Below are 23,155 nucleotides of genomic sequence, written 5' to 3' on the forward strand. Positions count from 1 at the left end.
GGGCCGACTACAGCAGCCGCCGCGCCAGCGCCCAGGCGGTGAGCTCGTGCCGGTTCGAGAGCTGCAGCTTGCGCAGCACCCGCGAGACGTGCGTCTCGACCGTCTTGACCGAGAGGAAAAGCTCCGCCGCGACCTCCTTGTAGGCGTAGCCACGGGCGATCATGCGCATGACTTCCTGCTCGCGCGCGGTCAGCCGGTCGAGCTCGTCGTCGGCGTCCGCGATCTCGCCGCCGCCCGCACCGAAGGCGTCGAGCACGAACCCGGCGAGGCGCGGCGAAAACACCGCGTCGCCCCCGTGCACCCGCCGGGCAGCCTCGGCCACCTCCCGGCCCGAGGCCGTCTTGGTGAGGTACCCGCGGGCCCCCGAGCGAATCACGCGGACGACGTCGTCCGCGGCGTCAGAGACGCTGAGGGCGAGAAACTTCGTGGCCGCCGCGGCGGGGTTGGCGGCGAGCCGCTGCACCACCTCGGCACCCCCGCCGCCCGCTCCACCCGGCAGGTGCACGTCGAGCAGCACGACGTCCGGGCGCAGCTCCGGGATGACGGCCACGGCCTCATCGACCGTCGCCGCCTCGCCGAGCACCTCGAGGGCGTCGCCGAGCTCGGCCCGCAGGCCGGCCCGGAAGATCTGGTGGTCATCGACGATCACGACGCGGATGCGCGCGGCGCCGGGAGCCCCAGGGGTGTGCTCGTTACTCATGGCTGCTCCTGATGGTCGGTGTCGATCGGACCAGTTTCCGCCGCGCGCTCCCGCGGCAGCGCAAGCCTGACGGTCGTGCCGGTGCCGCCAGGGCCTGGCAGGATCCGGGCGGTGCCACCCGCCCGCGCCATCCGCCCGAGGATCGATGCGCGCACCCCCATCCTCCCATCGGGTAGGCCCGCGGCGTCGGTCTCGGCGGAGAGCCCGGCTGGGCCGAAGCCTGGAAGAACCGTTCCGAGACCGGGCCCGCGATCGGTGACATCGATGGCGTAGATGGTGGGCGTGACTTCGAGGTACACCGTGACGTCGCCGCCGGCGTGCCTGGCCGCGTTCAGCATGGCCTCGCGCGCGGCGCCAAGCAGCGAGTCGGGCACCTGCGCGCCCGCGGCCCCCACCGGGACGAGTTCGAAACGCACGGCGTGCTCCGACTCGAGCGCGACGGCGTGCGCCCGGAGCGCCGCCTCGGCCGGCTGGGTGCTCTCGCCGCCATCGCTCGAGTCTGCGCCGCGAAACAGCCAGTCGCGCAGCTCCTGCTCTTGTCGGCGTGCCAGCCGCGACACGTCCGACCCCGGCCCGGACTGCTGCTGAATGAGCGCGAGGGTCTGCAGCACCGAGTCGTGCAGGTGCGCCGCGATCTCGGCCCGCTCGGCCTCACGGGCGCGCCCGGCGCGCTCGGCGAGCAGGTCACGGTTCAGCCGCACGAGCCACGGCGCGAGCGCGAGCGCGACACCGGCGAGCACGGCGACGGCCGCCGCGACGATCGTCCACAGGTTGGGCTCTCGCGCGGTGATGAAAAACATGAGTACGCCGGCGGCGACGAGCGCGAGCGCGCCCAGCAGTCGAATGAACGGGCTGCGCCCGGGCCCACCGCCGTCGGCGATCTGCCACCAGGCCAGTCCCACGCCGGCGAGCACCACCATGCCGGGCAGGATCACCTCGAGCGGAATGCGCACCCCCAGTTGCACGAGCACGAGGGCGACGCCGGCGACGGTGAGGCAGCCACCCAGCAGGATCTCGGCGATCGGCAGCCGCCCGCCGCGGGACGAGGCACGGGGGCCGGCGCCCCGCTCGGGCTCGGGCGCGTCAGCGAATGTCCTCGGCTGCGCAGGGTCCCGCGGAGCGGAGTCCCCGAACGCGGGATCTCGCTGCGCGTGCGGGGCGGGAGCCTGCGGTGCGGGGGCGGGCCGGGTAAGGGCGTCGCGCAGCGGAGCCAAGACGCTCGGCCCGCCCTCCCCCTGCGCCTCGGGCACCAGAATCCACAGCCAGACGTACAGCACGAGGCCCAGCCCGCCGAGCAGGGTCAGCAGCACTGTGCCGACGCGGACGCCGGCCACCGGCAGGCCCGTGTGCTCGGCGAAGCCGGCGCAGACCCCACCGATGATGCGGCCCTCGCGCTCGCGATGCATAACTGAACTCACGCCCCTATCCAAGCACTCGCGCCTCCGCCTCGGGGTCTCCCTTGGCAATGATCAGGGGCGCGTCAGGGCAAACCCCGATGGCGGCCACCCTGCTCCCGCGGGACACTCGACCTATGGATACGAACGAGACCACGCCGGAGGGCACGGGCACCGACCCCGCGGCCGAGCCAACCGCGCAGCAGGCGCCCCAGCAAGATCAGCCCCGCCCCGCGGGCGAGGGTTTCTTCAACTGGCTACGCGGCTTGGGCGTCAGCCGCCCGAACGAACGGTGGTTCGGCGGCGTAGCGGCCGGAATCGCGGAGCGCGCCGGCATCGACCCGCTGATCGTGCGCGGCATTTTTGTCGCGCTCGCGATCGTGGGCGGCCCCGGGATCCTGCTCTACGCGATCGGCTGGTTCTTGCTCCCCGACGCACGCGGACGCATCGAAGCAGAGCAGCTGTTTCGCGGCAACAGCAATGGCACGAGCATTACGCTCGCCGTCGTCATCGGCCTGTTCGTCATCTCACCGATCTTCACCGGAGTCGGCGGCCTGTTCACAGGCGGCATCGGCGGCTGGGGCGTCTGGGGCGTGCTCGGCATGCCGGAGTGGCTGATCGTGCTCTTCACCGTGCTGTGGTGGCTTGTCCTCTCCGCCGCAGTCGTCTGGATCACCCTGCTCATCATCGCCCGGAGAAATCCGCACCTGTCGCGCGAGGAGGCCGAGCAGCGCGCCGCCGAATGGGGCAACCGCTTCGGCCAGCGCGCGACGGAGTGGGGAAACCAGGTGGGCGACAAGGCCACCCAGTGGGGCAACAGCTTCAGTGAGAAGGCCAGCACCTGGGGCCAGCCCACCGAGAAGCAGGAAACCGCCCAGGCACCGGGCACAGCGGGTGCCGCCAGCGCACAGCCTTCCCATTGGGGCGCCCAGGCGGGCGCCAGTGTGGCCGGCGTCGCCGCGCAGGTCAACGACTGGACGGCTCGGGATATCGCTGAGCACCGCCGCACCCGACTCGATCCGGCGCACACCATCCTGACGCTCGGCGTCGCGTTGCTCGCCGCGGGTGCGGCGGCGGCATTGGCGGTCACGGCCGGGGCGGCACCGCTGCTTGCCGGAATCGTCGCGGCCGTCGCGGTGCTCGGGCTCTCCCTGATCGTCGCGGGGTTGCGCGGCCGACGCAGCGGCTGGATCGGATTCTGGTCGTTCGCCGGCGTCGTCGCCATGCTGTGGGTCGCGTTTATTCCGGCGAACACGCAGTTCGTCCCCTTCGGTGACATCGACACCCGGGTCACCTCCCTCGAATCGGGCACCCGCGCGGGCGTGGGTCTGCTCGCGGGCGACAGCACGGTCGACCTACGCGGGCTCGACGAGACCGGGGGCATACTTGACGTCTGGGTAGTCGCCGGCACCGCCGAGATCCTGCTGCCGGACCGCACCATCCCGGTGCGCGTCGAGGCGCGCACCCTGGCGGGGCAGCAGATCACGATCGACCGCGCGGGCAACGAGACACGTCTGTCGAGCCCGCTGCTCGCGCAGACGACCGGCATCGCCGCCCGCCCGGGCGACTCCACGCCGGTCACCACCGTCCGCGTCTGGATGTTCGCGGGCAATACGACGATCGACGGGGTGTCCGCTCAGTCGATCACCTCGGACACCGCGGCGACCGCGTCCGCGCGCGAGCTGAGCGCGACGATGATTCTGGAGGACGCACGATGAACACCGAACCCATCCCCGCCGCCCCGCACTCCGGCGGCCAGGCGAACGCCGACGGCCAGGCACAGCCCGTCGGGCGAACACCGGCCCCCGGTCCGGATCCTGCGAGGCCAGCCGAAGCACAACCCCGCGGTCCGCGCCCGGTGCGCAGCGGCCCCATCGTGTGGGGCGCACTCGTGCTCGTTGCCTGCGCGTTCGTCGCGCAGCAGGTGCTCGCCCCCGGCACGCTCGACGCCACCGCCTGGGTAACCGCGATCGTCCTCGGGCTCGGCGTGCTCCTGCTCGTGGCGGGCATCGCCGCCGTCGTGAATCAGTCGCGCCGGGACCGCTAGCTACGCGAGCGGGTGGGTAACCGGGGACGCGATCCAGTGCAGCGGAATGCTGATCGCGACCCGGGTACCGCCGCCCTCGTGCGGGCCCCACTCAATCGAGCCGCCGAGCTCGCCCTGGATGAGGGTGCGCACGATCTGGGTGCCGAGACCGTCGCCGACGGTGCCACCGGGAAGTCCGGTGCCGGTGTCGGTGACCTGGACGAGCAGGCGCTCCTCGTTGCGCTCGGCGACGATGGCGACCTCGCCCTCCATCCCGGCGAGGCCGTGCTCCACAGCGTTCGTGACGATTTCGGTGAGCGCGAGCGCGAGCGGGGTCGCATACTCCGAGGGGAGCTCGCCGAAGCGACCCTCCCGGCGCAGGTGCACGGTCGTGTTGTGAATGCTGGCGACCTCGGCCGCAAGGCCGACCACTCGGTCGAATACCTCGTCGAAGCTGACGATCTGTGAGAGCCCGGTCGCGAGGGTGTCGTGCACGACCGCGATCGCGGCGACGCGGCGCATCGCCTGGCTGAGCGCCTCCTTAGCGTCCTCGCTGCGGGCACGACGCGCCTGCACGCGCAGCAGAGACGCCACGGTCTGCAGGTTGTTCTTCACCCGGTGATGGATCTCGCGAATCGTCGCGTCCTTGGTGATGAGTTCCTGCTCCTGCTGGCGCAGGTCGGTGATGTCGCGCGTCAGCACGATGCCGCCGGAGCGCGCATTCTCGAGCGTGACCGGGATCGAGCGGAGCGTCACGACCCTGCCGAGCGCCTCAATGTCCGAGCGCTTGGCAACCTTGCCCTGCGTGATGAGCGGCAGCGATTCGTTCGTGTCGAACTGACCGCGCACGACCTCGTGCACGACGTCCGAGAAGTTCTCGCCCTCCATCTCGTCGCGGTAGCCGAGCATCGTGAAGGTGGTCTGGGTGTTGGGACTCGCAAACGTAATCTCGCCCGAAGGGTCAACGCGCACCAGGCCGTCGGCGGCGCGCGGGGCACCCCGCTCACGGCCTCGGGAGCTCGCGGTAGTGGGGAACAGCCCCAGCTGGATCATCGCGAAGAGGTCATCGGCGCACTCACGAAACGCCGCTCCAATGCGCGAGGCACTCTGGCCGTCGTTCAGGCTCGTGTGGACGGTCGCGACCGCGATCGGCCCGACCTGTTCGCCCGTCTCGAGATCCTTTCGGCTCACGGAATACGCCGTGAGCTTCATGGGGTTCTCCTCGTACCACGCAGGGGAGGTCGACACGGCCGCGGCCCCGGTGCGCACGGTTTCCTCGACGAGCTCTCGCCAGTCGTCGCGCAGCAGGTCGCCGAGCACGTCCCGGTAGAACAGCGTGACTGAGCCGGCGGGGCGGCTGTGCGCGACGGCGATGTAGTCGCCGTCAATCGTCGGCGCCCACAACACCACGTCGCCGAGGGCAAGGTCAGCAAGCAGCTGCCAGTCGGCAGTCAGCAGCTCGAGCCAGTCGACATCGATGTCGGGGAGTTCGGCATAGCGGGACACAAGATTACGCAGCGTGGACACGGGGCAAGCCTAGCGCGGCACCTGGACACCGAGCAGCGTCCGCGCACTCCGGGCACGAACGCACGTTGACCTTGCACTACCGTGTGCGATTACTGTGTGCAGACAAGTACCCAGCAATGGCGCCGGGTCGGTCTCCGGGGCGATCGAATTAATTGGACCTGACCGGCGCGTTCTCCGAAAGGAACCCAATGACCGCCCCACCCCAGACTTCCGCAACCATTCGTGAACGCCGTCCCCGCACGGGCACGCCCATCATCCATCCGCGCCATGTCGCAGTGCCGGATGACCCGCCGCTGCCGGGCACGATCACGGTGCACCTGATTCGCAATCTCGCGGTCTGCGCGGTGGAGGCGCTCGATGGCGTCCGCCCGATTGAGCAGTTCTCGGCGTGGATTACGCACGAGGTCGCCGTCGCCCTCACCCTCCGCCGCCAACTGCGCCAGGAGCGACACGCGAGCTACCGAGACCGGCGCCGGCGGGTCCCCGCGCCCGGCGCCGTGCAGCTGAGTCAGCCGGCGGCCGGCGTGATCGAAGCGGCGATCGTCATCACGAGCGAGGGGCACAGCTTCGCGGTCGCGATGCGGCTCGAGTGGCTGCGCGGGCGCTGGCGAGCGACCCACTTGACCGTGCTGTAACGCACGACAGCACCGGATCCCTGCGCGAGGCGAGGATCCGGTGCTGTCGTGCGTGCGTTGCCGCGGGTCGAACCCCGGGCCGCAAGGACTACTTCGCTGGGCGCGCGCGCTCGGCGCGGAGCTTCGACACTTCGTAGAGCGCGACGCTCGCCGCGATGCCGGCGTTCAACGACTCGGTCGCTGCATTGATGGGCACCGAGACAATGGCGTCACAGTGCTCGGTCACGAGGCGGGACAGGCCCTTGCCCTCGCTGCCGATCACGATCAGCAGCGGGCGGTCGGCCAGGTCCAGGCCGGGCAGCGAGACGTCGCCGTCGCCGTCCATGCCCACGACGAAGACGCCGCGGTCCTTGAACGTCTTGATGGTCTGCGTGAGGTTCGCGGCCATAGCCACCGGCACCCGAGCTGCGGCTCCGGCCGACGTCTTCCATGCAGAGGCCGTGAGGCCGACCGAGCGGCGCTGCGGCACGATGACGCCCTGGCCGCCAAACGCGGCGACGGAACGAATGATCGCGCCGAGGTTGCGGGGGTCCGTGATGCCATCGAGCGCGACGAGCAGCGGGGTCTGGTTGCGATCGAGGACCTGGTCGAGCAGCTCCTCCGGGTGCGCGTACTTGTACGGCGGAACCTTAAGAACGATGCCCTGGTGCACCGAGTCGCGCGACACCATGCGGTCCATCTCGGCGCGCATGATCTCGAGCACCGGGATGTTGCGGCCCACGGCCAGGCCCAGGATCTCGCGCATGCGCTCGTCCATTTCGACCTTCGCCGCGACGTAGAGCGCGGTCGAGGGGGTGCGCGTACGCAGTGCCTCAAGCACCGCATTGCGGCCGGTGACCAACTCAATGTCTTCGCTGCGCTTGCCGCTGCCTCCGCGCTGGCTGCGCTCGCCGCTCGGGCGTCCGCCCTTGCGCGGATCCTTGCCGCCGGCTGCGACGTAGCGCTCCCGCGCCAGCTTCGCCTTGCCCTTGACGTGGTAGGTGCGGTCTTCCGCCTTCGGCGTCGGTCCGCGGCCCTCGAGCGCCTGACGCCCCTGGCCTCCTGAACCGACGGCCTTGCCGCGACTCTTCTTGCGGACAGCGCCGCCGCGCCCGTGCTTGCTACTCATGTGAGACTCCAGTGGGTTCCATTTTGGGTGTCTTCCAAGGCGATCCCTGCCGCCAAGAGGCGGTCGCGGATCGCGTCGCCGGTCGCAAAGTCGCGGGCGGCGCGAGCCGTCCGTCGCTCAGCGATAAGTTCAGTGACGAGCGCGTCCAGCGCCCGGTCGGAGCCCGCGTCGGACGACTTCGTCCAGAGCGGATCGCGCGGGTCGATACCGAGCACGTCGAGCATTGCGACGACCTCGTCTGCGCGCTCAGCGGCCAATTCTTTGTCGCCGGCGTCGAGCGCGGTGTTCCCCGCGCGAATCGTCTGGTGCAGCGCCGCGAGGGCGAGCGGGGTGGCGAAGTCGTCGACCATCGCCGCGACAAACTCAGCGGGGAGCTCTGCCAGGCGCGCCCGTCCGCCCCGAGGGGCGGCGACGGTACCGAGCACACGCTCGGCACGCTCGAGGAACGCCTCGATGCGCTCAAACGCCGCGGCCGCCTCGACGAGTGCATCGGGCTGATAGTCGAGGACCGAGCGATAGTGCGCCGAGCCGAGGAAGTACCGCAGCACGACGGGCCGCGCTTGCGCCAGCAGGTCGTGGGCGAAGAGCGAGTTGCCGAGCGACTTCGACATCTTCTGGCCGCCGGTGTTCACGAGGCCGTTGTGCACCCAGTACCGGGCGAACGCATCGCCCGCCGCGGTCGACTGCGCCAGCTCGTTCTCGTGGTGGGGGAAGCGCAGGTCGAGCCCACCGCCGTGGATGTCGAACTCGCCGCCGAGGTAGCGCGCGGCCATCGCCGAGCACTCGATGTGCCAGCCGGGGCGGCCGAGGCCCCAGGGCGACGGCCAGGCCGCGCTTTCGGGCTCGTGTGCGCGGTGCGCTTTCCACAGCGCAAAGTCGCGCGGGTCGCGCTTGCCGACCGGCTCGCTGTCGGCTGCGGCTTCCATCTGGTCGGCGCGCTGGCGAGTCAACTCGCCGTACTGCGGCCAGCTGCCGGTGTCGAAGTAGACGCTCGCGCTGCCGTCGGCCGCGGGGTAGGCATGACCGCGCTCGATCAGCCGCTCGATCAGCTCGACCATCTGCGCAATGTTCGCGGTGGCGCGTGGCTCGTAGGTCGGCGCCGTCACACCGATCGCGTCGTAGGCGGCGGTGAACTCGCGCTCAACACGGTAGGCGAGCGCCCACCATTCTTCGGGCTCGCCGGCCTCGGCCGATGCCTTCGCGCGATCGAGGATCTTGTCGTCGATGTCGGTCACGTTCCGAATCAGCGTGACCTGCAACCCGGTCGCGGCAAACCAGCGGCGCATCTGGTCGTACACGAGCGCGCTGCGCAGGTGGCCGATATGCGGCGCCGACTGCACGGTGGGACCACACACGTAGAGACCGACCTCGCCCGGAATCCGGGGGTCAAAGTCAACGACCTCTTGCCGTCTGGAGTCGTAAATCCGTTGTTGCACGGGTGCAAGCCTACGCGGTCGCGCTGGCGTTACCTGCGATTTTCCCCGCGGGGGCGCCACCAGGATCCGCCCCAATCAATGCCGTGGCGAGCGCCGCGAGGCCCTCGCCGCGTCCGGTGAAGCCCAGACCATCGGTCGTCGTGGCCCCAATACTGACCGGAGCACCCACGAGCGCGGTCATCGCCGCCTGCGCCTCGGCGCGGCGCGGGGAGAATCGCGGGTGCTCCCCCACGATCTGCACGGTCACGTTGATGGGGCGCCAGCCGTGCTGGGCCAGGAGCGCGAGGGTGTCCGTCACGAAGACGGCGCTGCGCGCCCCCGCGTACTGCGGGTCAGCGGTGCCAAACCGCGAGCCGATGTCACCCAGGCCAGCCGCCGAGAGGAGGGCGTCGACGATCGCGTGACAGACCGCGTCACCGTCGCTGTGGCCCGCGAGGCCGGGTTCGCCGGGCCAATCGAGCCCGGCGAGGCGCAGCGGCGACGCCGGGTCAAACGCGTGCACATCGACGCCGCTGCCGACGCGGATCTCGGGGGTCATCGGTCCTCCCCGTCACGGACAGCGCTCGTCGAGTCCGCTCGCCCAACCGAGGCCTGCCACAGCGCCTCCAGGAGGGCGGCGTCGGCGGCGGTCGTGAGCTTGTGCGCACGCAGCTCGCCGGGGACGACGCGGACGTGAGCGCCAGCGAGTTGTACCACCTCGGCGTCGTCGGTGGGAAGCGCGTGGCCCGAGCCGCGCGCCCCCAGACCCGCATGCGCCGCCTCGAGCAGTTCGCGCGGAAAGCCCTGCGGGGTCTGCACGGCGACCAGATCGGCGCGCGAGACGGTCTCCTGGACGATGCCGTCAGCCGTGACCCGCTTGAGCGTGTCGGCGACCGGGCTGCCGGGCACGACGGCCTCGCCGGTGCGGTGCACCTCGGCGGCGACGCGCACGAACAGCGCGCCAGAAGTGAGGGGGCGAGCGGCGTCGTGCACGAGCACGGTGTCGATCGACGGCACGAGCGCCTCGATCCCGAAGCGCACCGATTCGTGACGCTCACGGCCCCCAGCCACGACCGCCACATGCCAGCCGTGCGCCTCGGCCGGGCTGGCGGCAACGAGTTCCAGTACTTCGGCGGCGCGATCCTGCGGAACCACCAGCACGAGTTGGCCGCCACCGGGGAGCGAGGCCACCGTGCAGAGAGCATGCTCAAGCAGCGAGCGCCCGCCAATGCTCGTAAAAGCTTTGGGGACGCTCGCGCCGAGTCGTTCGCCTCGGCCGGCCGCGACCACGATCACGCCCAAGCGGGCGAGCGGGTGCGGACCTGTGGCCGTCGGTTGTGTCACGGGTGCCCGAGGAAGCGAAGCTACTAGGAGGCCAGTACTTCGTCGAGTACCGCGCCCGCGCGCTCCTCGTCGGTCTTCTCGGCAAGTGCCAGCTCAGACACGAGAATCTGGCGCGCCTTCGCAAGCATGCGCTTCTCTCCAGCCGAGAGGCCGCGATCCTGATCGCGGCGCCACAGGTCGCGCACGACCTCCGACACCTTGATGACGTCGCCGGAGGCGAGCTTCTCAAGGTTCGCCTTGTACCGGCGCGACCAGTTGGTCGGCTCTTCCGTGAACGGGGTGCGGAGCACCTCGAAGACGCGCTCGAGCCCTTCCTGGTCGATGACGTCACGAACGCCGACGAGGTCGCAGTTCTCCGCGGGTACCTCAATGGTCAGATCGCCCTGGTTCACCTGCAGCTTCAGGAAGAGCTTCTCTTCACCGCCGAGCTTGCGCTTCTTGACCTCAATGATCTTCGCCGCGCCGTGGTGGGGGTAGACAACAGTCTCGCCAACCTCAAATTGCATCGAGTGAGCTCCTTTAACAGTCCAGCCCCTAGAATACCACACTCGACACGCCTTAGTTAGGGTATCCTAAGCTGCACACCATTCGCCACGGGAGATAGAATCAATCTGACTGTCATCCGCAGGGTGACTGACCCTGGAAAAGCACCAGCTTCGGAGGACCCACGTTGAACACCCGGATCGTCTCGTCTGTCGCGCTTGCGGCCGTCATCGCCCTTGGCGCGACTGGCTGCAGCCTGATCGCACACCAGGGCACCCTGACCCCCTACGCCCCGAGCGATGGCATCGATGCGAATGCTGGCGCCGTCGAGGTGCGCAACCTTCTCCTCGTCGTCTCCGAGGAGAACGGCGTCCTGAACACCGTCTTCACGGCTGTGAACTCGAGCGACAGCGTGCAGCAGCTCTCAATGACGATCGTCTCGAGCGACAGCCAGCAGACGGTGCACACCTTCGAGATCGAGCCTGGCACTACCAAGTTCGGCGATCCCAGCTCGGATCTTGACCTTGCAATCGTGCAGGATCCGGCCGCACGCGCCGGCGCCCTGGCGAGCGTCTACCTGCAGTCGGGCAACTCGACCGAGGTCCAGCGCGACGTCCCCATTCTTGACGGCACCCTGGCGGAGTACGCAAACTACGTCTTGACCGCAGCCCAGCTGAAGGCCGCACTGCCCGCGACCGACGATTTGACCGGCGAAGAGGTCCCCGAGACCGACGTCGAGGCGGCCACGACCACCCCGGCCGCCGAGTAGCCTCCGCTTTTCGGCAGTAGCGCGACAGAGCCCCGCTCGCCCTTCTGGGCGGCGGGGCTCTGTTCGTGTGTGGCTAGTTGAAGCGGTAGCCGACGCCGCGCACCGTGCTCAGCAAAGTGGGCGAGCTCGGCGACTCTTCGATGCGCGAGCGGATGCGCTTGATGTGCACGTCGAGGGTCTTCGTGTCGCCGTAGTAGTTGCTACCCCAGACGCGGTCGATCAGCTGGCCGCGGGTGAGCACGCGGCCAGCATTCTGCATGAGCAGCTCCAGCAGCTCGAACTCCCGCAGCGGCATCGCCACTTCCTCGCCGCGCACCGTCACTGAGTGCCGGTCGGTGTCGAGCCGAATATCGGCCACCTCAAGCACGCCGGCTTGGTCCAGCGGCGCCTCCGGCTCGATGCCCCGCCGTCTGAGCGCGGCCCGGATCCGCGCGAGCAGCTCGCGGGTCGAGTACGGCTTCGTGATGTAGTCGTCGGCGCCGAGTTCAAGCCCGACGACGATGTCGATCTCGCTGTCCTTCGCCGTCAGCATGACGATGGGGACCTGCGAGCGTGCCCGAATCGAACGGCACACCTCGGTGCCTGGCAGCCCCGGCAACATGAGATCGAGCAGCACCAGGTCGAACGTCTCCTCACCAAACGCCTGGACGGCGAGGTTGCCGTCGCCGACCACGCGCACGGAGTACCCCTCCCGCTCCAGCAGATACGCGAGTGGCTGCGAGATCGACTCCTCGTCCTCGACGAGCAGGATTCGCTGTGTCATGAGTTCTCCCCCAGTTCGCTCGGTGCGGCCCCGAGGCGCGCACCCGTGATCCCTGTCGGCTCGTCACCCTGCGCGGTGAGCGCGGGTCGTGCCGACTTCGCAGTCTTTCCGGGCTTGCGCCCCGACTTCTTTGCCTTCTTAGAACGCTTGCCTCGCCCCTCGTCGCCCCCCTCGGCGAGCGGGAAGGTGAGCGAAAAGCTCGAGCCCACCCCGGGCTGTGACCAGGCGTCGACATCGCCGCCGTGGCTCCGCAGCGTGTGCCGGACGATGCTCAGGCCGAGGCCAGTGCCGCCCTCGTCGCGACTGCGGCCGTCGTCGACGCGGAAGAATCGCTCAAAGACGCGCGGCAAGTGCTCCGCGGCGATGCCCTTGCCCTGATCGGTGACCGTCACGACCAGCGCGCGGCCCTCAAACTCCATGCCGATCCCGACTCGACCGCCGGGCGGCGAATGCTCGATCGCGTTGGAGAGCAGGTTCGCCACTGCCACACCGAGGGCGCTCGGGCGCCCCAGCATCACGGCGGCGCGCGCGGCGTCGGCGGCGTCGGACTCGATGACGACGAGCTCCACCCGGCGCTCCCCCGCGAGGATGCGGTGGGCGTCCACTTCCTGGCGCACGAGCGCGCGCAGGTCGACCCGCTCGCGCTGTTCGGGCAGCAAGGTCGACTGCGCCTCGGACAGGCGGATCACGTCGCGGGCGAGCTCGGCGAGGCGACGCGATTCCTTGATGAGCTTCTTCGAGAAGGTGCGGACCATCGCGGGGTCGTCCGCCGCCTCCTGCACGGCCTCCGAGAGGAGACCGATCGCGCTGATGGGGGTCTTCAGTTCGTGGCTGATGTTCGTAATGAAGTCGCGACGCATGGCGTTCACGCGCTGTTCTTCGCCCTGATCGTCGGCGAGCACCACGACGAAGCGGTCGCCGAGGGGGAACACCCGCAGCCAGATCGCGTCGTCGCCGTCGCCGGGCTCACGGGTATAGGGCAGGCCCGTGGCCAGCACCTCGCGGGCGCGCCCCAGAAACTCGGGGGTGAGGAGCTGCTCACCGGTGATCGTCTCGTGCTCGCGCGCCGGCCGGTTCGCGAAGACGGGCGAGAGCGAGGCGTCCAGGATGACGCCGAACCCGCGGAGTTCTTCGAGGATCTTGATGGCGACCGGCGGGATCTCCGGGTGCATCGCGGCCGCGCGGCGGCGAGCAAGCGAACGGGCGATGACCACGGTGCCAACGGCGAGGACGCCGAAGACAACGCCGAGCCCGACCGAGAGCAACACGAGGAGGGACGGTGACATGCCTCCATGCTAGGCCGCGGGCTGTACCGTTCCGGCAGGATCTCGCAACCCGGGCGAGTGTTCAGCTATCGTTCACCTGGGGGCCGGATCGAATTCACTCTGGCCAGGAAAGATTGCGGGTGCGAGGGCTGCGAATGCGCCGTTGCACCATCCGCCGAGAAGGGAACCGTCGCGTGCGCGAAGTATTTCAACAGGAACTGCGCGAGGTACAGGATCGCCTCGTCGAGATTTCCGAGCTTGTCGAGGTCGCCATCCAGCGCGCGACCACCGCATTTCGCGAGTCCGACGTTACGCTCGCTGAGGCCGTCATCGACGCGGACGACGAGATCGACCGCCTTGCGACCGACCTGGACGAGCTCACCATCACGATCCTCGCCCGGCAGCAGCCGGTCGCCTCAGACCTGCGCCTCGTCGTGGGGGCGCTGCGCATGAGCGCCTCGCTCGAGCGCATGGGCGACATCGCCCAGCACATCGCGCAGCTCGCCCGCTACCGCTTCCCCGAGAGCGCGATCCCGAAGGGACTGACGAAGATCTTCTCGAAGATGGGCGATCTCGATGTGGCGATGGCCGCGAAGCTCACCCAGCTGCTGCGCGAGCAGGATCCCCGCATCATCGGCGAGATCCGCGACCTGGACGATCAGCTCGACGAGTTGCACGCCCGCGTGTTCGAGAAGGTGCTCAGCGACGACCTCCGCGCCGACCGCACGAACGTCGTGGATGCGACGCTCGCCAGCCGCTACCACGAGCGCTTTGGCGATCACGCGGTGAGCGTCACCAAGAAGGTGAACTACTTCCTGAGCGGCGACTGGTCGTAGTCAACCGCCCACGAGAAAGCGGCCGGCACCCGAGGGTGCCGGCCGCTTTCTCGTTGCAGCTCTGGGCTAGGCCTTGCCCTGCGAGGCAACGGCCGCGGCGCCCGCGGCAGCAGCCTCGGGGTCGAGGTAGCGCCCCGGTCCGGTCGGCACGAAGTTGTCGTCGAGTTCGTACACGAGCGGGATTCCCGTCGGGATGTTCAGGCCCGCGATGTCCTCGTCGGAGATGCCCTCAAGGTGCTTGACGAGCGCGCGCAGCGAGTTGCCGTGCGCCGTGACGAGTACCGTGTGGCCGGCCGCGAGGTCGGGCTGAATCTCGCCCTCCCAGTACGGGATGAGGCGGTCGATAACGTCCTTCAGGCACTCGGTGCGCGGCTGCTCCCCGTCGATGCCGACGTAGCGCGGGTCACCCGCCTGCGACCACTCGCTCGAGTCGTCGAGCACGGGCGGGGGCGTGTCGAACGAACGACGCCAGAGCATGAACTGCTCCTCGCCGAACTCCTCGAGGGTCTGCGCCTTGTCCATGCCCTGCAGCGCGCCGTAGTGACGCTCGTTCAGGCGCCACGAGCGGCGCACCGGGATCCAGAGGCGATCGGCGGTCTCGAGGGCGAGGTTCGACGTCTGGATCGCGCGACTGAGCACCGAGGTGTGCAGCACGTCAGGCAGGATCCCGGCCTCGGCGAGCAACGTGCCGGCGCGGCCGGCCTCGCTGCGTCCGCGCTCCGTGAGGCGCACGTCCACCCAACCGGTGAACAGGTTCTTTTCGTTCCATTCGCTCTGGCCGTGGCGCAGCAGAATCAGGGTGTGGCTCATGCCTCCAGCGTAGCCGAAATGGCACGCCCGCTCGTCAGCTACAGGCAGCGCAGGCGAGGAATCTCGCGGGTCGCGCCCGCGTCGGCCGGCACGATCTCCTCCTGGGAGCAGACGATCGGGGCGAGGCCCTCGGGGCGGATCTCCACCGCCGCGTCGATCGGGGTGGACCGTTTGAGGAGCGCGAGCGCCACCCCGCCCCACTCGTAGTGGTTCGCGGCGCGGGTGATGCGCCCGATGGGGCGTGCGTCGGCGTCTGCCCCCGCGAGGAACACGAGCGAGCCGTGCGGCGGGAGCGCCCCCTCCGAGCCATCCAGGAACAGGAGGGCGAGGCGCCGCGGCGGGTGACCGAGATTGTGTACCTTCGCCACGGTCTCTTGACCTCGGTAGCAGCCCTTGGTCAGGTGCACTGCGCTGCGCAGCCAGTCGAACTCGTGCGGGATCGCGCGCTCGTCGACCTCGCCGTGACGGCTCGGGCGCCAGGCCCGCACCTCCAGCGCATCAAGGGACAGCAGGCCAGCGGCGAGCAGGGCACCGGCGCGCACCAAGTCCGCGACCGCGCCGGCCGAGGCCCGCTCGAAGAGGAGATGGTGAGCACTCCAGTCGGCGCCGGGATGCACCTCAGGGACCGCGTACTGGTGACCGCCGCGCGCCACCTCGGCCCAGGGGTCTCGCCACTCGGCGAGCAGGCCGGGAACGCCGCGGAGGGCGGCGAGCGCCGGGCCCTCGGATCCGGCCGGAGTGTTCGCGAAGGCGACGTAGGCGATCGTCTCTGCGGAGACGTCGGCGACCTCAACGCGCAGCGCGAACCGCATGCGAGTGAGAAAGTCGGTGAGGGCGGGCGCCTCGTCCTCGTCCACCAGCAGCCAGGCGCGCTCCCCGTCGTCCACCACACGAATGGCGTGCAGAATGCGACCGTTCGGGTCGAGGAGCAGCGTCTCAGCGCTGTCTCCCGCGGCCAGGTCGGTCAACCGCTGACTGGTCATCGAGTCCAGCCAGCGCAGACGGTCGGGGCCCGAAACGCGAACGGCGCCGCGGTGCCCCAGCTCTACTGCCGCGCGGCCCTCAGCGAGCGCGCGCTGCTCAATGAGCGGAGAGCCGAAGTGAGCCGGCGCTCCCGCCTCGGTGAGGACGGCGCCGGGTAGATCCGCGAATCCGGGCATCAGACGCGCGCGAGTCGAGCGGACGCGTGACTGCGCAGCTCTTGCCCGAGCGCGGCGATGTCCCACGCCCACAGGAGGTGATTGTCGACGAGTCCGTACATGCGGGTCGACGCGGTGAGCTCCTTGGTGCCAGCGCCGCGGACGACCGCGTCGGAGGCGAGGTCGATGCGGGGGCCGCGGATCGTGCCGAGGTAGAGCTCCGCCATTCCGGTCGAGTGGGCGATCGAGACGCGAAGGTCAAACGAGCCCTCAGCATTGCGCAGTTCCTCGACATCGTCCGCCGTCGCCGTGTGGGGAGGTGCAGTCGGGGGCAAGAGCCCGGGGCCGGGATCGCTGGCGCCCAGCGGGCGGGCGAGTTCCCAGAAGCCGACTTCGCTCGCGAGCGAGCGCACGGCCTGCTCGGCCTCGTCGGTACCGGCGGAACCCAGCAGCCACGCGCTCGAGCCGTAGTTCAGTACCGGGGTGCCATCGTGAGAGAAACTCACCCGGTGGCCGAACTCGGCCGAGAGGTGCTCGCCGTCGACTTCGTAGTCAATGACGCCGACACCCTCCCAGACGCCGAGCAGCCACGACAGGGGCACAAGCTCAGCGGGAAGGTCGGTGGGAATCTCGATCATGGTGTCCTCCCGGCGCGACCGCGTGGCGGGCGCGAAATCGAATGGGCGCGAACGCTTAGCGCTGGCCCGCGAAAAGCTTGTACACCACGACGCCGGCGATCCACATGATGGAAAGCGAAGCGAGTCCCAGCAGTCCGATGAAGAAAAGTTCAAGTGCGAGCATGGTCACATCCTATCAGCGGGACTGGGCGATGATCAGTCCGACGATGTCAATCAACGCGATGATGACGGTGGCCCCCGCAACGCTAAACGCGGTGCGGGTGATAAAGCCCTCGCGCTGCGCGGTGCCCAGTTGCAGGGCGAACGTGACGAGCACGCTCGCGCCAACGGCGAGGGCGAGCCACTCGAAGCGCGAGGCTTCAGGCGCAAGCACCGAGACCAGGATGCCGCAGACCGCAGCGAAGCCCCAGGCGAAGAACATGCGACCAAAGTGCCATTTGTCGACCGGCGAAACGGGCACGGCTGGCTCGTTCGGGGCGGCGCCGCCGCCGCCAGCGGCCGGGTCAGGCGCGGGGTTCGTCATAGCGCCATTCTGTCATGACGTGGGATCGCGCGCCTGTGCTCGCTAGAATCGACGAGCGCCGACAACCGATCGGCAACGGAAGGAGCAGCGCATGCGCCTCCTCGCCCTGAGTGACGGCGACCCGAGCGTTCCGCTGCCCGCCCTCGCGCTCCTTCCCCACTCGCTGCGCCAGCTCCCGCTCGACGCCTCGCGCGCGGTCGATCTTGTCGATGTCGACGCGATCATTGTCGACGCGACCGGCGACCTGGTGCGCGCGCGCAGCGTGTGCTTCGCCCTGCGCGCCGCGGTCGCGGCTCCGGTCATCGTCGTCATGCCCGAAACCGCGCTCGCGATCCTGTCGCCCGAGTGGGGCGTCGCCGAGCTGATCCTGGCCGGGGCCGGCCCGGCAGAAATCGAGGCCCGGCTGCGGCTCGCGGCCTCACGCGAGACCCTGGCCGAGCCGCCCGCCGAGGTGCAGCAGGGGGGCGTCATCGTCGACGAGGCGAACTTCACAGCACGCCTGCACGGGCGTACCCTGGACTTGACCTACAAGGAGTTTGAGCTCCTGCGGTTTCTCGCATCGCACCCGGATCGAGTGTTTACCCGAGAGCAGTTGCTCAGCGAAGTGTGGGGCACCGACTACTACGGCGGAACCCGCACGGTGGACGTGCACGTGCGTCGGCTGCGCGCGAAGCTCGGCGAGCACGATTCACTGATCGGCACCGTCCGCAACGTCGGCTATGGGTTTACCGGATCGGAGAACGATGATGCTGAGTGAGCGCACGCTGCGCGCAGGCGCCGCCGAGGATCAGGTCGCGGCCGAGCGGATTATTGCCGCCGCGACGAGAAACGACGGGCAGTCGCCCCTCTCTGACGAGGCGCGGCTGGCCGCGGCCCACGGCACCCGGCACGCGCTCTTGTTCGCCGAGGACGACACTCCCGTCGCGCTCGGCGTCGTCGGCGGCGGTGAGATCGACCTCGTCGTCGCGCCCGAGCACCGCGGGCGCGGGATCGGCTCGTCGGCCCTCGCCACGTTGCTCGACCTTGCGGGCGCCGGGCGCCTAGTCGCTTGGTCACACGGCGAGAACCCCGCGGCAGACCTCATCCTGATGCGGGCCGGCTTCTCCCCCGCACGCACGCTGCTGCGGCTCGCCCTCGATCCCGCCGCGCTTCCCCAGCCCGACGCCGATCCGGGCTTGCCCGAGGGCTTTTCCATGCGCACATACCGGCCGCACAGCGAGGACGAGTCGAACGACGCCGCCGACTGGGTGCGGGTCAACGCGCTGGCGTTCGCGGACCATCCCGAACAGGGCTCCCTCACGATCGATGACTTCCTGGCGCGCACCGGCGAGCCCTGGTTCGCCGCCGACGATCTCCTGCTCGCGCACGACGCGACAGGCGAGCTGGCAGGATCCGCCTGGGTGAAGACCACCCGCAGTAGCACCCCCAGCCCGGGCACCACCCCGCTCGTCGAGACCGAGCTCTACGCCATCGGCGTGCGGCCCGACGTGGCCGGGATAGGGCTCGGCGGCGCGCTGAACCGGGCTGCGCTCGCGCGCATGGCGGCGCACCACCCCAGTCGGGTCACGCTCTACGTCGAGGGCGAGAACGAGCCCGCCCTGGCGATGTATCGAAACGCCGGATACACCGAAAGTTCACGCAGCCAACAGTGGTCGCGGGACCTTTCCTCCCACTCCTAGCCCCCTCGGGTGCCAGAATGGGGGAATGACGGAGCAGAACTCGGTAACACCGGCGGACATACCCACGACCCCGCTCCCGGCTGACCGGTACCTCGACCGCGAGCTCAGCTGGCTCGCCTTCAACCAGCGCGTGCTCGAGCTCGCGGAGGATCCGACCGTGCCGCTGCTGGAGCGGGCGAATTTTCTCGCCATCTTTGCGTCAAACCTTGACGAGTTCTTCATGGTGCGCGTCGCCGGCCTCAAGCGCCGCATCGTCACCGGTCTCGCCGTGCCGACAAACGTCGGCCGCCTGCCCGCCGACGTGCTCGCCGACATCATCTCCACTGCCGAGGCGCTGCAGCAGCGTCACGCGCGCTGCTACCGCGAGCAGGTCCGCCCGGCACTCGCCGAGGCAGGCATTAAGATCGCCGACTGGGACGAGCTCGACGAGGCCGACCAGGCGATCCTGACGGAGTACTACGAGCAGCACATTTACCCTGTGCTGATGCCGCTCGCGGTCGATCCCGCCCACCCGTTCCCGTACATCTCGGGGCTCTCGCTCAACCTATCGATCCGCGTGCTGAACCCCGGCAACGATAAGGTCGAGTTTGCGCGCCTCAAGGTGCCGCAGATGATCCCCCGGTACGTCCGGGTCGACCGCCGGGAGTCCGTCGACGCCGTGCGATTCATCCCGCTCGAGGCGCTCATCGCCAATCAGCTTGACGGGCTCTTCCCGGGCATGGAGGTGCTCGATCACCACGTGTTCCGCGTCACGCGCAACGAGGACGTAGAGATCGAAGAGGATGAGACCGAGAACCTCATCCAGGCACTCGAGAAGGAGTTGCTGCGCCGTCGCTTCGGCCCGCCCATCCGGCTCGAGATCTCGAACGACATGGACCCGGCGACGCTCGAATTGCTCGTGCGAGAGTTCGACATCGACGAGTACCAGGTCTACACGCTGCCTTCACCCCTCGATCTCAGCGGACTGTTCGCGCTGTCCGGGCTCGATCGTCCCGACCTGAAGTACTCGCCGCACATTCCGGTCACTCACCCGAAGTTCCGGCCGAGCACACCGAGCGAACGCCCCGACATTCTCGGCGCCATCGCGCGTCGCGAGGTGCTCGTGCACCACCCGTACGAGTCGTTCGCGACGAGTGTGCAGGCCTTCCTCGAGCAGGCCGCCACCGACCCCAACGTGCTCGCGATCAAGCAGACCCTGTACCGCACCTCGGGCGACAGCCCCATCGTGGCGTCACTGATCAAGGCGGCCGAGGCGGGCAAGCAGGTGCTCGCGCTCGTCGAGATCAAGGCCCGCTTCGACGAAGAGGCGAATATCACCTGGGCGCGCAAGCTCGAGCGTGCCGGCGTCCACGTCGTCTACGGGCTCGTGGGGCTGAAGACACACTGCAAGCTCGTGCACGTCATTCGCGAAGAACAAGGACGCCTCGCGCACTACTGCCACATCGGCACCGGCAACTACAACCCGAAGACCAGCCGCGTGTACGAGGACTTCGGCCTGTTCACCTCGTCCGAAGAGGTCGGTCGCGACGTCACCAAGCTGTTCAACGTGCTCTCGGGGTACGCGATCGAGAAGACCTACGACCGCCTCCTCGTCGCTCCCCTGCAGCTGCGTTCGGGCCTGCTCGAGCGGATCGAGCGCGAGGCGGCTGCCGCCCGCGCGGGCCTCCCGTCCGGCATCAAGATCAAGACGAACTCCATGGTCGATGAAGAGACCATTGACGCGCTGTACCGAGCCAGCCAGTCCGGCGTGCCCATCGACATCTGGGTGCGCGGCATCTGCTCGATCCGGGCCGGTGTGCCCGGCCTGTCCGAGACCATCCGCGTGCGCTCGGTGCTCGGCCGCTATCTCGAGCACTCGCGCATCTTCTCGTTTGAGAACGGCGGCGAACAGGACACCTACATCGGCAGCGCCGACCTCATGCACCGCAACCTCGACCGTCGCATCGAGGTGCTCGTGCGCATCGTGGACCGCGAGCACCTGGCGCGCATCGGCCGCTTCTTCGAGTTCGCGTTCAGTAACGACGTGTCGTCCTGGCGCATGCTGCCCGACGCCAGCTGGCAGCGACGCGTCATCAGCGACGAGGGCGAAACTCTGCCCGACCTGCAAGATCTTGTGATGGCCGATCGCACCGAGGCCCGCTCGCGGCGGAACCGATGAGTGGGGCGCTGCTCGCCGCGGGCACAGTGTGCTGGCGGCGGGTGACACTGCCCGACGGCGGCGAAGAAATCATGGTGCTGCTCGTGCACCGCACGAAGCAGCGCGACGTCTCGTTCCCCAAGGGCAAGCTCGACCGCGGCGAGAGCATGCCGCAGGCGGCCGTGCGCGAGACGCTCGAAGAGACCGGGCTTGCGGTGGCGCTCGGAGCGAACCTCGGCACAATCCACTACACCCTTCCGAGCGGGGTCGAGAAGACGGTGCAGTACTGGGCCGCCGAGGCGACGGAAGCGTCGGTCCAGGCGTCCACCTTCGTCCCGAATAAGGAGATCGCCGCCCTCGAGTGGCTGCCCCTCAAGAAGGTTGCGAAGAAGCTCAGCTATGCGGCGGATCGCGAACTCTTCTCAGTGTTCGAACGGCTCGCGGCCCGAGACGCGATCGACACCTTTGCGGTGATCCTGCTGCGCCATGCAAAGGCGGTGCCACGCAGCGAGGCGCACCCGGAGGACCGTCTGCGCCCGCTCGCCGACGCGGGCGAGGAACAGGCCGAGAACCTCGTCCCGTCGCTCGCCGCGTTTGGCCCAGCACGCATTCTCTCGTCGAGCGCCGAGCGCTGCATGCGCACCGTCGCGCCCCTTGCGCACTACCTGCGCAAGGGCGTCCGCGTGCACGAAGGGCTCAGCCAGGACGCGTGGGAGGCCGGCGAACAGGACGAACTCCGCCAGGTCGTCGGCAAGGTGATCCGGCGCGGCAAGAACACGCTCCTCTGCACGCACCAGCCCGTGCTTCCGGATGTCGCGCGCGAGCTCGTGCTGGCCACCGGCAGCTTGCCCGGCGGCTACCTGCGCGAGGCCACCCAGCTCCCGCCGGGCGGATTCTCCGTCTTCCACTTCTCCAAGCGCCACCCGGGCGCCGGCATTCTTTCGGTCGAGGTCTACCCCGTTGAGCACTAATTCCACGCCCCCACAGCTTCCCCTCGGCGTGGTCGTGAACCCGCACTCTGCCCTCGGCCGGGGTCGACGTGCGGGGCGCCGCGTCGCCGAGCTGCTCGCCTCACGCGGCCTCCCGGTCACCGTGTTGTCCGGCGGCGACCAGGCGGAGTGCGCGCTCGCGATCCGTCGCGCCGCGCCCAATGTCCGCGGTTTTCTTCTCGTCGGCGGCGACGGGCTGCTGAGCATGTTCTTGCAGATCCCTGAGGCACGCGAGAAGCCGTTCGCGATCATCCCCGCTGGCAGCGGCAACGACTTCGCGCGCGAGTTCGGGGTCCCGCGACATAAACCCGCGAAAGCGCTGAAGCGGGCGCTGCGCGCCGAGGCCCGGCCGCGCCACGTGGACGCGCTCGTCGTGACCCCCGCGAACGGCGTCGAGCGGTGGGTTGGGTGCGGGTTCTCACTCGGATTCGACGCCCGGATCAATCGCCGCGCCAACGCGATTCGAATGCCGATCGGACCGCTGCGCTACCAACTCGCGCTGCTCGCGGAGGTGCTCGCCGGAGGGTCACGCACATTCGAGCTTGAGATTGACGGCGCGAAGCGGCGCTACCCCGGGCTCCTCACGACCGTTATGAATACGCGGACCCTTGGCGGTGGCATCCCGGTCACCCCGGGCGCCGACCCTGAGGACGGCCAATTGGACGTCATCTCGGTGGATCAGGTCACCCGGCGGCGCCTCCTGTCAGTGCTCGGCCTGCTCGCCCAGGGTAAGCACCCCGGCTTGCCGGAGGTGACGATCGAACGCGGCAGCGCGGTCACGCTCGCGTCGCCCGGCGAGATCGGCTACGCCGACGGCGAGCTCGTGGGCGAGGGCCCCTTCGACATTCGTGTCGCCGTCGGGGCCCTCACGGTCTGGGCCTAGGTGTACCCGGCCATGACGTTGGTGACACTTTAGGTCTTGTGAAAAGGGAGAACCTCCTGGCTTAGTGGAGATGTTGAAGTCATCCGCATAGC

The 23,155-nt window shown here is 69.2% G+C and carries 22 protein-coding genes and 1 pseudogene; 10 read left to right on the forward strand and 13 right to left on the reverse strand.

Annotated features, from left to right (window positions below):
- Positions 1-7: 7 nt before the first annotated feature.
- Together JW030_RS10865 and JW030_RS10870 are read right to left on the reverse strand one after the other, a co-directional pair.
- Positions 8-700: a response regulator transcription factor gene (locus JW030_RS10865; RefSeq protein ID WP_188046233.1), complete on the reverse strand. Its 693-nt coding sequence runs from the start codon at positions 698-700 to the stop codon at positions 8-10.
- Positions 697-2,118, reverse strand: a complete 1,422-nt coding sequence (locus JW030_RS10870; RefSeq protein ID WP_241095430.1) for an ATP-binding protein — start codon at positions 2,116-2,118, stop codon at positions 697-699. The genes JW030_RS10865 and JW030_RS10870 overlap by 4 nt, the downstream gene beginning before the upstream one ends.
- Positions 2,119-2,231: 113 nt before the next feature.
- Between JW030_RS10870 and JW030_RS10875 the strand changes: the two genes are divergently transcribed.
- Positions 2,232-3,812 carry a PspC domain-containing protein gene (locus JW030_RS10875; RefSeq protein ID WP_188046232.1) on the forward strand — a complete coding sequence of 527 codons (1,581 nt, stop codon included), beginning with the start codon at positions 2,232-2,234 and terminating at the stop codon, positions 3,810-3,812.
- Positions 3,809-4,141: a hypothetical protein gene (locus JW030_RS10880; RefSeq protein ID WP_188046231.1), complete on the forward strand. Its 333-nt coding sequence runs from the start codon at positions 3,809-3,811 to the stop codon at positions 4,139-4,141. The genes JW030_RS10875 and JW030_RS10880 overlap by 4 nt, the downstream gene beginning before the upstream one ends.
- On the opposite strand, the gene JW030_RS10885 is transcribed toward JW030_RS10880, so the two are convergent.
- Positions 4,142-5,647 carry a sensor histidine kinase gene (locus tag JW030_RS10885; protein WP_188046230.1) on the reverse strand — a complete coding sequence of 502 codons (1,506 nt, stop codon included), beginning with the start codon at positions 5,645-5,647 and terminating at the stop codon, positions 4,142-4,144.
- A gap of 188 nt (positions 5,648-5,835) precedes the next feature.
- Between JW030_RS10885 and JW030_RS10890 the strand changes: the two genes are divergently transcribed.
- Positions 5,836-6,282 (forward strand): Rv3235 family protein, encoded by a 447-nt coding sequence (locus JW030_RS10890; RefSeq protein WP_188046229.1) that lies wholly within the window; start codon positions 5,836-5,838, stop codon positions 6,280-6,282.
- Between the two features lie 88 nt (positions 6,283-6,370).
- Here the strand turns inward: JW030_RS10890 and rlmB are convergent, their stop codons facing one another.
- From rlmB to JW030_RS10910, 4 genes and pseudogenes are all read right to left on the reverse strand, one after another.
- Positions 6,371-7,390: a 23S rRNA (guanosine(2251)-2'-O)-methyltransferase RlmB gene (gene rlmB / locus JW030_RS10895; RefSeq protein ID WP_188046228.1), complete on the reverse strand. Its 1,020-nt coding sequence runs from the start codon at positions 7,388-7,390 to the stop codon at positions 6,371-6,373.
- The gene (cysS, locus tag JW030_RS10900; RefSeq protein ID WP_188046227.1) at positions 7,387-8,826 is read right to left on the reverse strand and encodes a cysteine--tRNA ligase; all 1,440 of its coding nucleotides are present in this window, start codon (positions 8,824-8,826) and stop codon (positions 7,387-7,389) included. The genes rlmB and cysS overlap by 4 nt, the downstream gene beginning before the upstream one ends.
- A gap of 10 nt (positions 8,827-8,836) precedes the next feature.
- A pseudogene (gene ispD / locus JW030_RS13675) lies at positions 8,837-10,149 on the reverse strand (2-C-methyl-D-erythritol 4-phosphate cytidylyltransferase).
- A gap of 23 nt (positions 10,150-10,172) precedes the next feature.
- The gene (locus JW030_RS10910; protein ID WP_188046226.1) at positions 10,173-10,655 is read right to left on the reverse strand and encodes a CarD family transcriptional regulator; all 483 of its coding nucleotides are present in this window, start codon (positions 10,653-10,655) and stop codon (positions 10,173-10,175) included.
- A 164-nt stretch (positions 10,656-10,819) separates the two neighbouring features.
- On the opposite strand from JW030_RS10910, the gene JW030_RS10915 reads away from it, so the two are divergent.
- Positions 10,820-11,401, forward strand: a complete 582-nt coding sequence (locus tag JW030_RS10915) for a DNA modification methylase (protein ID WP_188046225.1) — start codon at positions 10,820-10,822, stop codon at positions 11,399-11,401.
- A 73-nt stretch (positions 11,402-11,474) separates the two neighbouring features.
- On the opposite strand, the gene JW030_RS10920 is transcribed toward JW030_RS10915, so the two are convergent.
- The gene (locus tag JW030_RS10920; RefSeq protein WP_188046224.1) at positions 11,475-12,164 is read right to left on the reverse strand and encodes a response regulator transcription factor; all 690 of its coding nucleotides are present in this window, start codon (positions 12,162-12,164) and stop codon (positions 11,475-11,477) included.
- Positions 12,161-13,450: a cell wall metabolism sensor histidine kinase WalK gene (locus JW030_RS10925; protein WP_188046222.1), complete on the reverse strand. Its 1,290-nt coding sequence runs from the start codon at positions 13,448-13,450 to the stop codon at positions 12,161-12,163. The genes JW030_RS10920 and JW030_RS10925 overlap by 4 nt, the downstream gene beginning before the upstream one ends.
- Before the next feature lie 173 nt (positions 13,451-13,623).
- Here JW030_RS10925 and phoU point away from each other — a divergent pair, with 173 nt between their 5' ends.
- Complete coding sequence (phoU, locus tag JW030_RS10930) at positions 13,624-14,265, forward strand: phosphate signaling complex protein PhoU (RefSeq protein ID WP_188046220.1); 642 nt, start codon at positions 13,624-13,626, stop codon at positions 14,263-14,265.
- A gap of 66 nt (positions 14,266-14,331) precedes the next feature.
- Here phoU and JW030_RS10935 read toward each other — a convergent pair whose 3' ends face one another.
- From JW030_RS10935 to JW030_RS10950, 4 genes are all read right to left on the reverse strand, one after another.
- On the reverse strand, positions 14,332-15,075 hold the full coding sequence (locus JW030_RS10935; protein WP_188046218.1) for a phosphoglyceromutase: 744 nt from the start codon (positions 15,073-15,075) through the stop codon (positions 14,332-14,334).
- A gap of 38 nt (positions 15,076-15,113) precedes the next feature.
- The gene (locus JW030_RS10940) at positions 15,114-16,235 is read right to left on the reverse strand and encodes a folate-binding protein YgfZ (protein WP_188046216.1); all 1,122 of its coding nucleotides are present in this window, start codon (positions 16,233-16,235) and stop codon (positions 15,114-15,116) included.
- Positions 16,235-16,852 (reverse strand): FABP family protein, encoded by a 618-nt coding sequence (locus tag JW030_RS10945; protein WP_188046214.1) that lies wholly within the window; start codon positions 16,850-16,852, stop codon positions 16,235-16,237. The genes JW030_RS10940 and JW030_RS10945 overlap by 1 nt, the downstream gene beginning before the upstream one ends.
- 175 nt (positions 16,853-17,027) lie before the next feature.
- Positions 17,028-17,375 (reverse strand): hypothetical protein, encoded by a 348-nt coding sequence (locus JW030_RS10950; protein WP_241095433.1) that lies wholly within the window; start codon positions 17,373-17,375, stop codon positions 17,028-17,030.
- Positions 17,376-17,466: 91 nt separating this feature from the next.
- Between JW030_RS10950 and JW030_RS10955 the strand changes: the two genes are divergently transcribed.
- From JW030_RS10955 to JW030_RS10975, 5 genes are read left to right on the forward strand one after another with little or no spacing between them, the layout of a single operon-like run.
- Entirely contained in the window at positions 17,467-18,132 is a 666-nt protein-coding gene (locus tag JW030_RS10955; protein ID WP_188046212.1) for a response regulator transcription factor, read from the forward strand.
- Positions 18,119-19,054, forward strand: coding sequence for a mycothiol synthase (gene mshD, locus JW030_RS10960; protein WP_241095434.1), 936 nt, complete (start codon positions 18,119-18,121; stop codon positions 19,052-19,054). Before JW030_RS10955 ends, mshD begins: the two co-directional genes overlap by 14 nt.
- Positions 19,055-19,079: 25 nt before the next feature.
- Positions 19,080-21,212, forward strand: a complete 2,133-nt coding sequence (locus JW030_RS10965) for an RNA degradosome polyphosphate kinase (protein ID WP_188046210.1) — start codon at positions 19,080-19,082, stop codon at positions 21,210-21,212.
- A complete protein-coding gene (locus JW030_RS10970) occupies positions 21,209-22,162 on the forward strand; it encodes an NUDIX domain-containing protein (RefSeq protein WP_188046209.1) in 954 nt (317 codons plus the stop codon). Before JW030_RS10965 ends, JW030_RS10970 begins: the two co-directional genes overlap by 4 nt.
- Positions 22,152-23,063 (forward strand): diacylglycerol kinase family protein, encoded by a 912-nt coding sequence (locus tag JW030_RS10975; RefSeq protein ID WP_188046207.1) that lies wholly within the window; start codon positions 22,152-22,154, stop codon positions 23,061-23,063. The genes JW030_RS10970 and JW030_RS10975 overlap by 11 nt, the downstream gene beginning before the upstream one ends.
- Positions 23,064-23,155: the final 92 nt, after the last annotated feature.

Origin of the sequence: Leucobacter sp. CX169 (assembly GCF_017161405.1) — a bacterium.
GTDB lineage: Bacteria > Actinomycetota > Actinomycetes > Actinomycetales > Microbacteriaceae > Cx-87.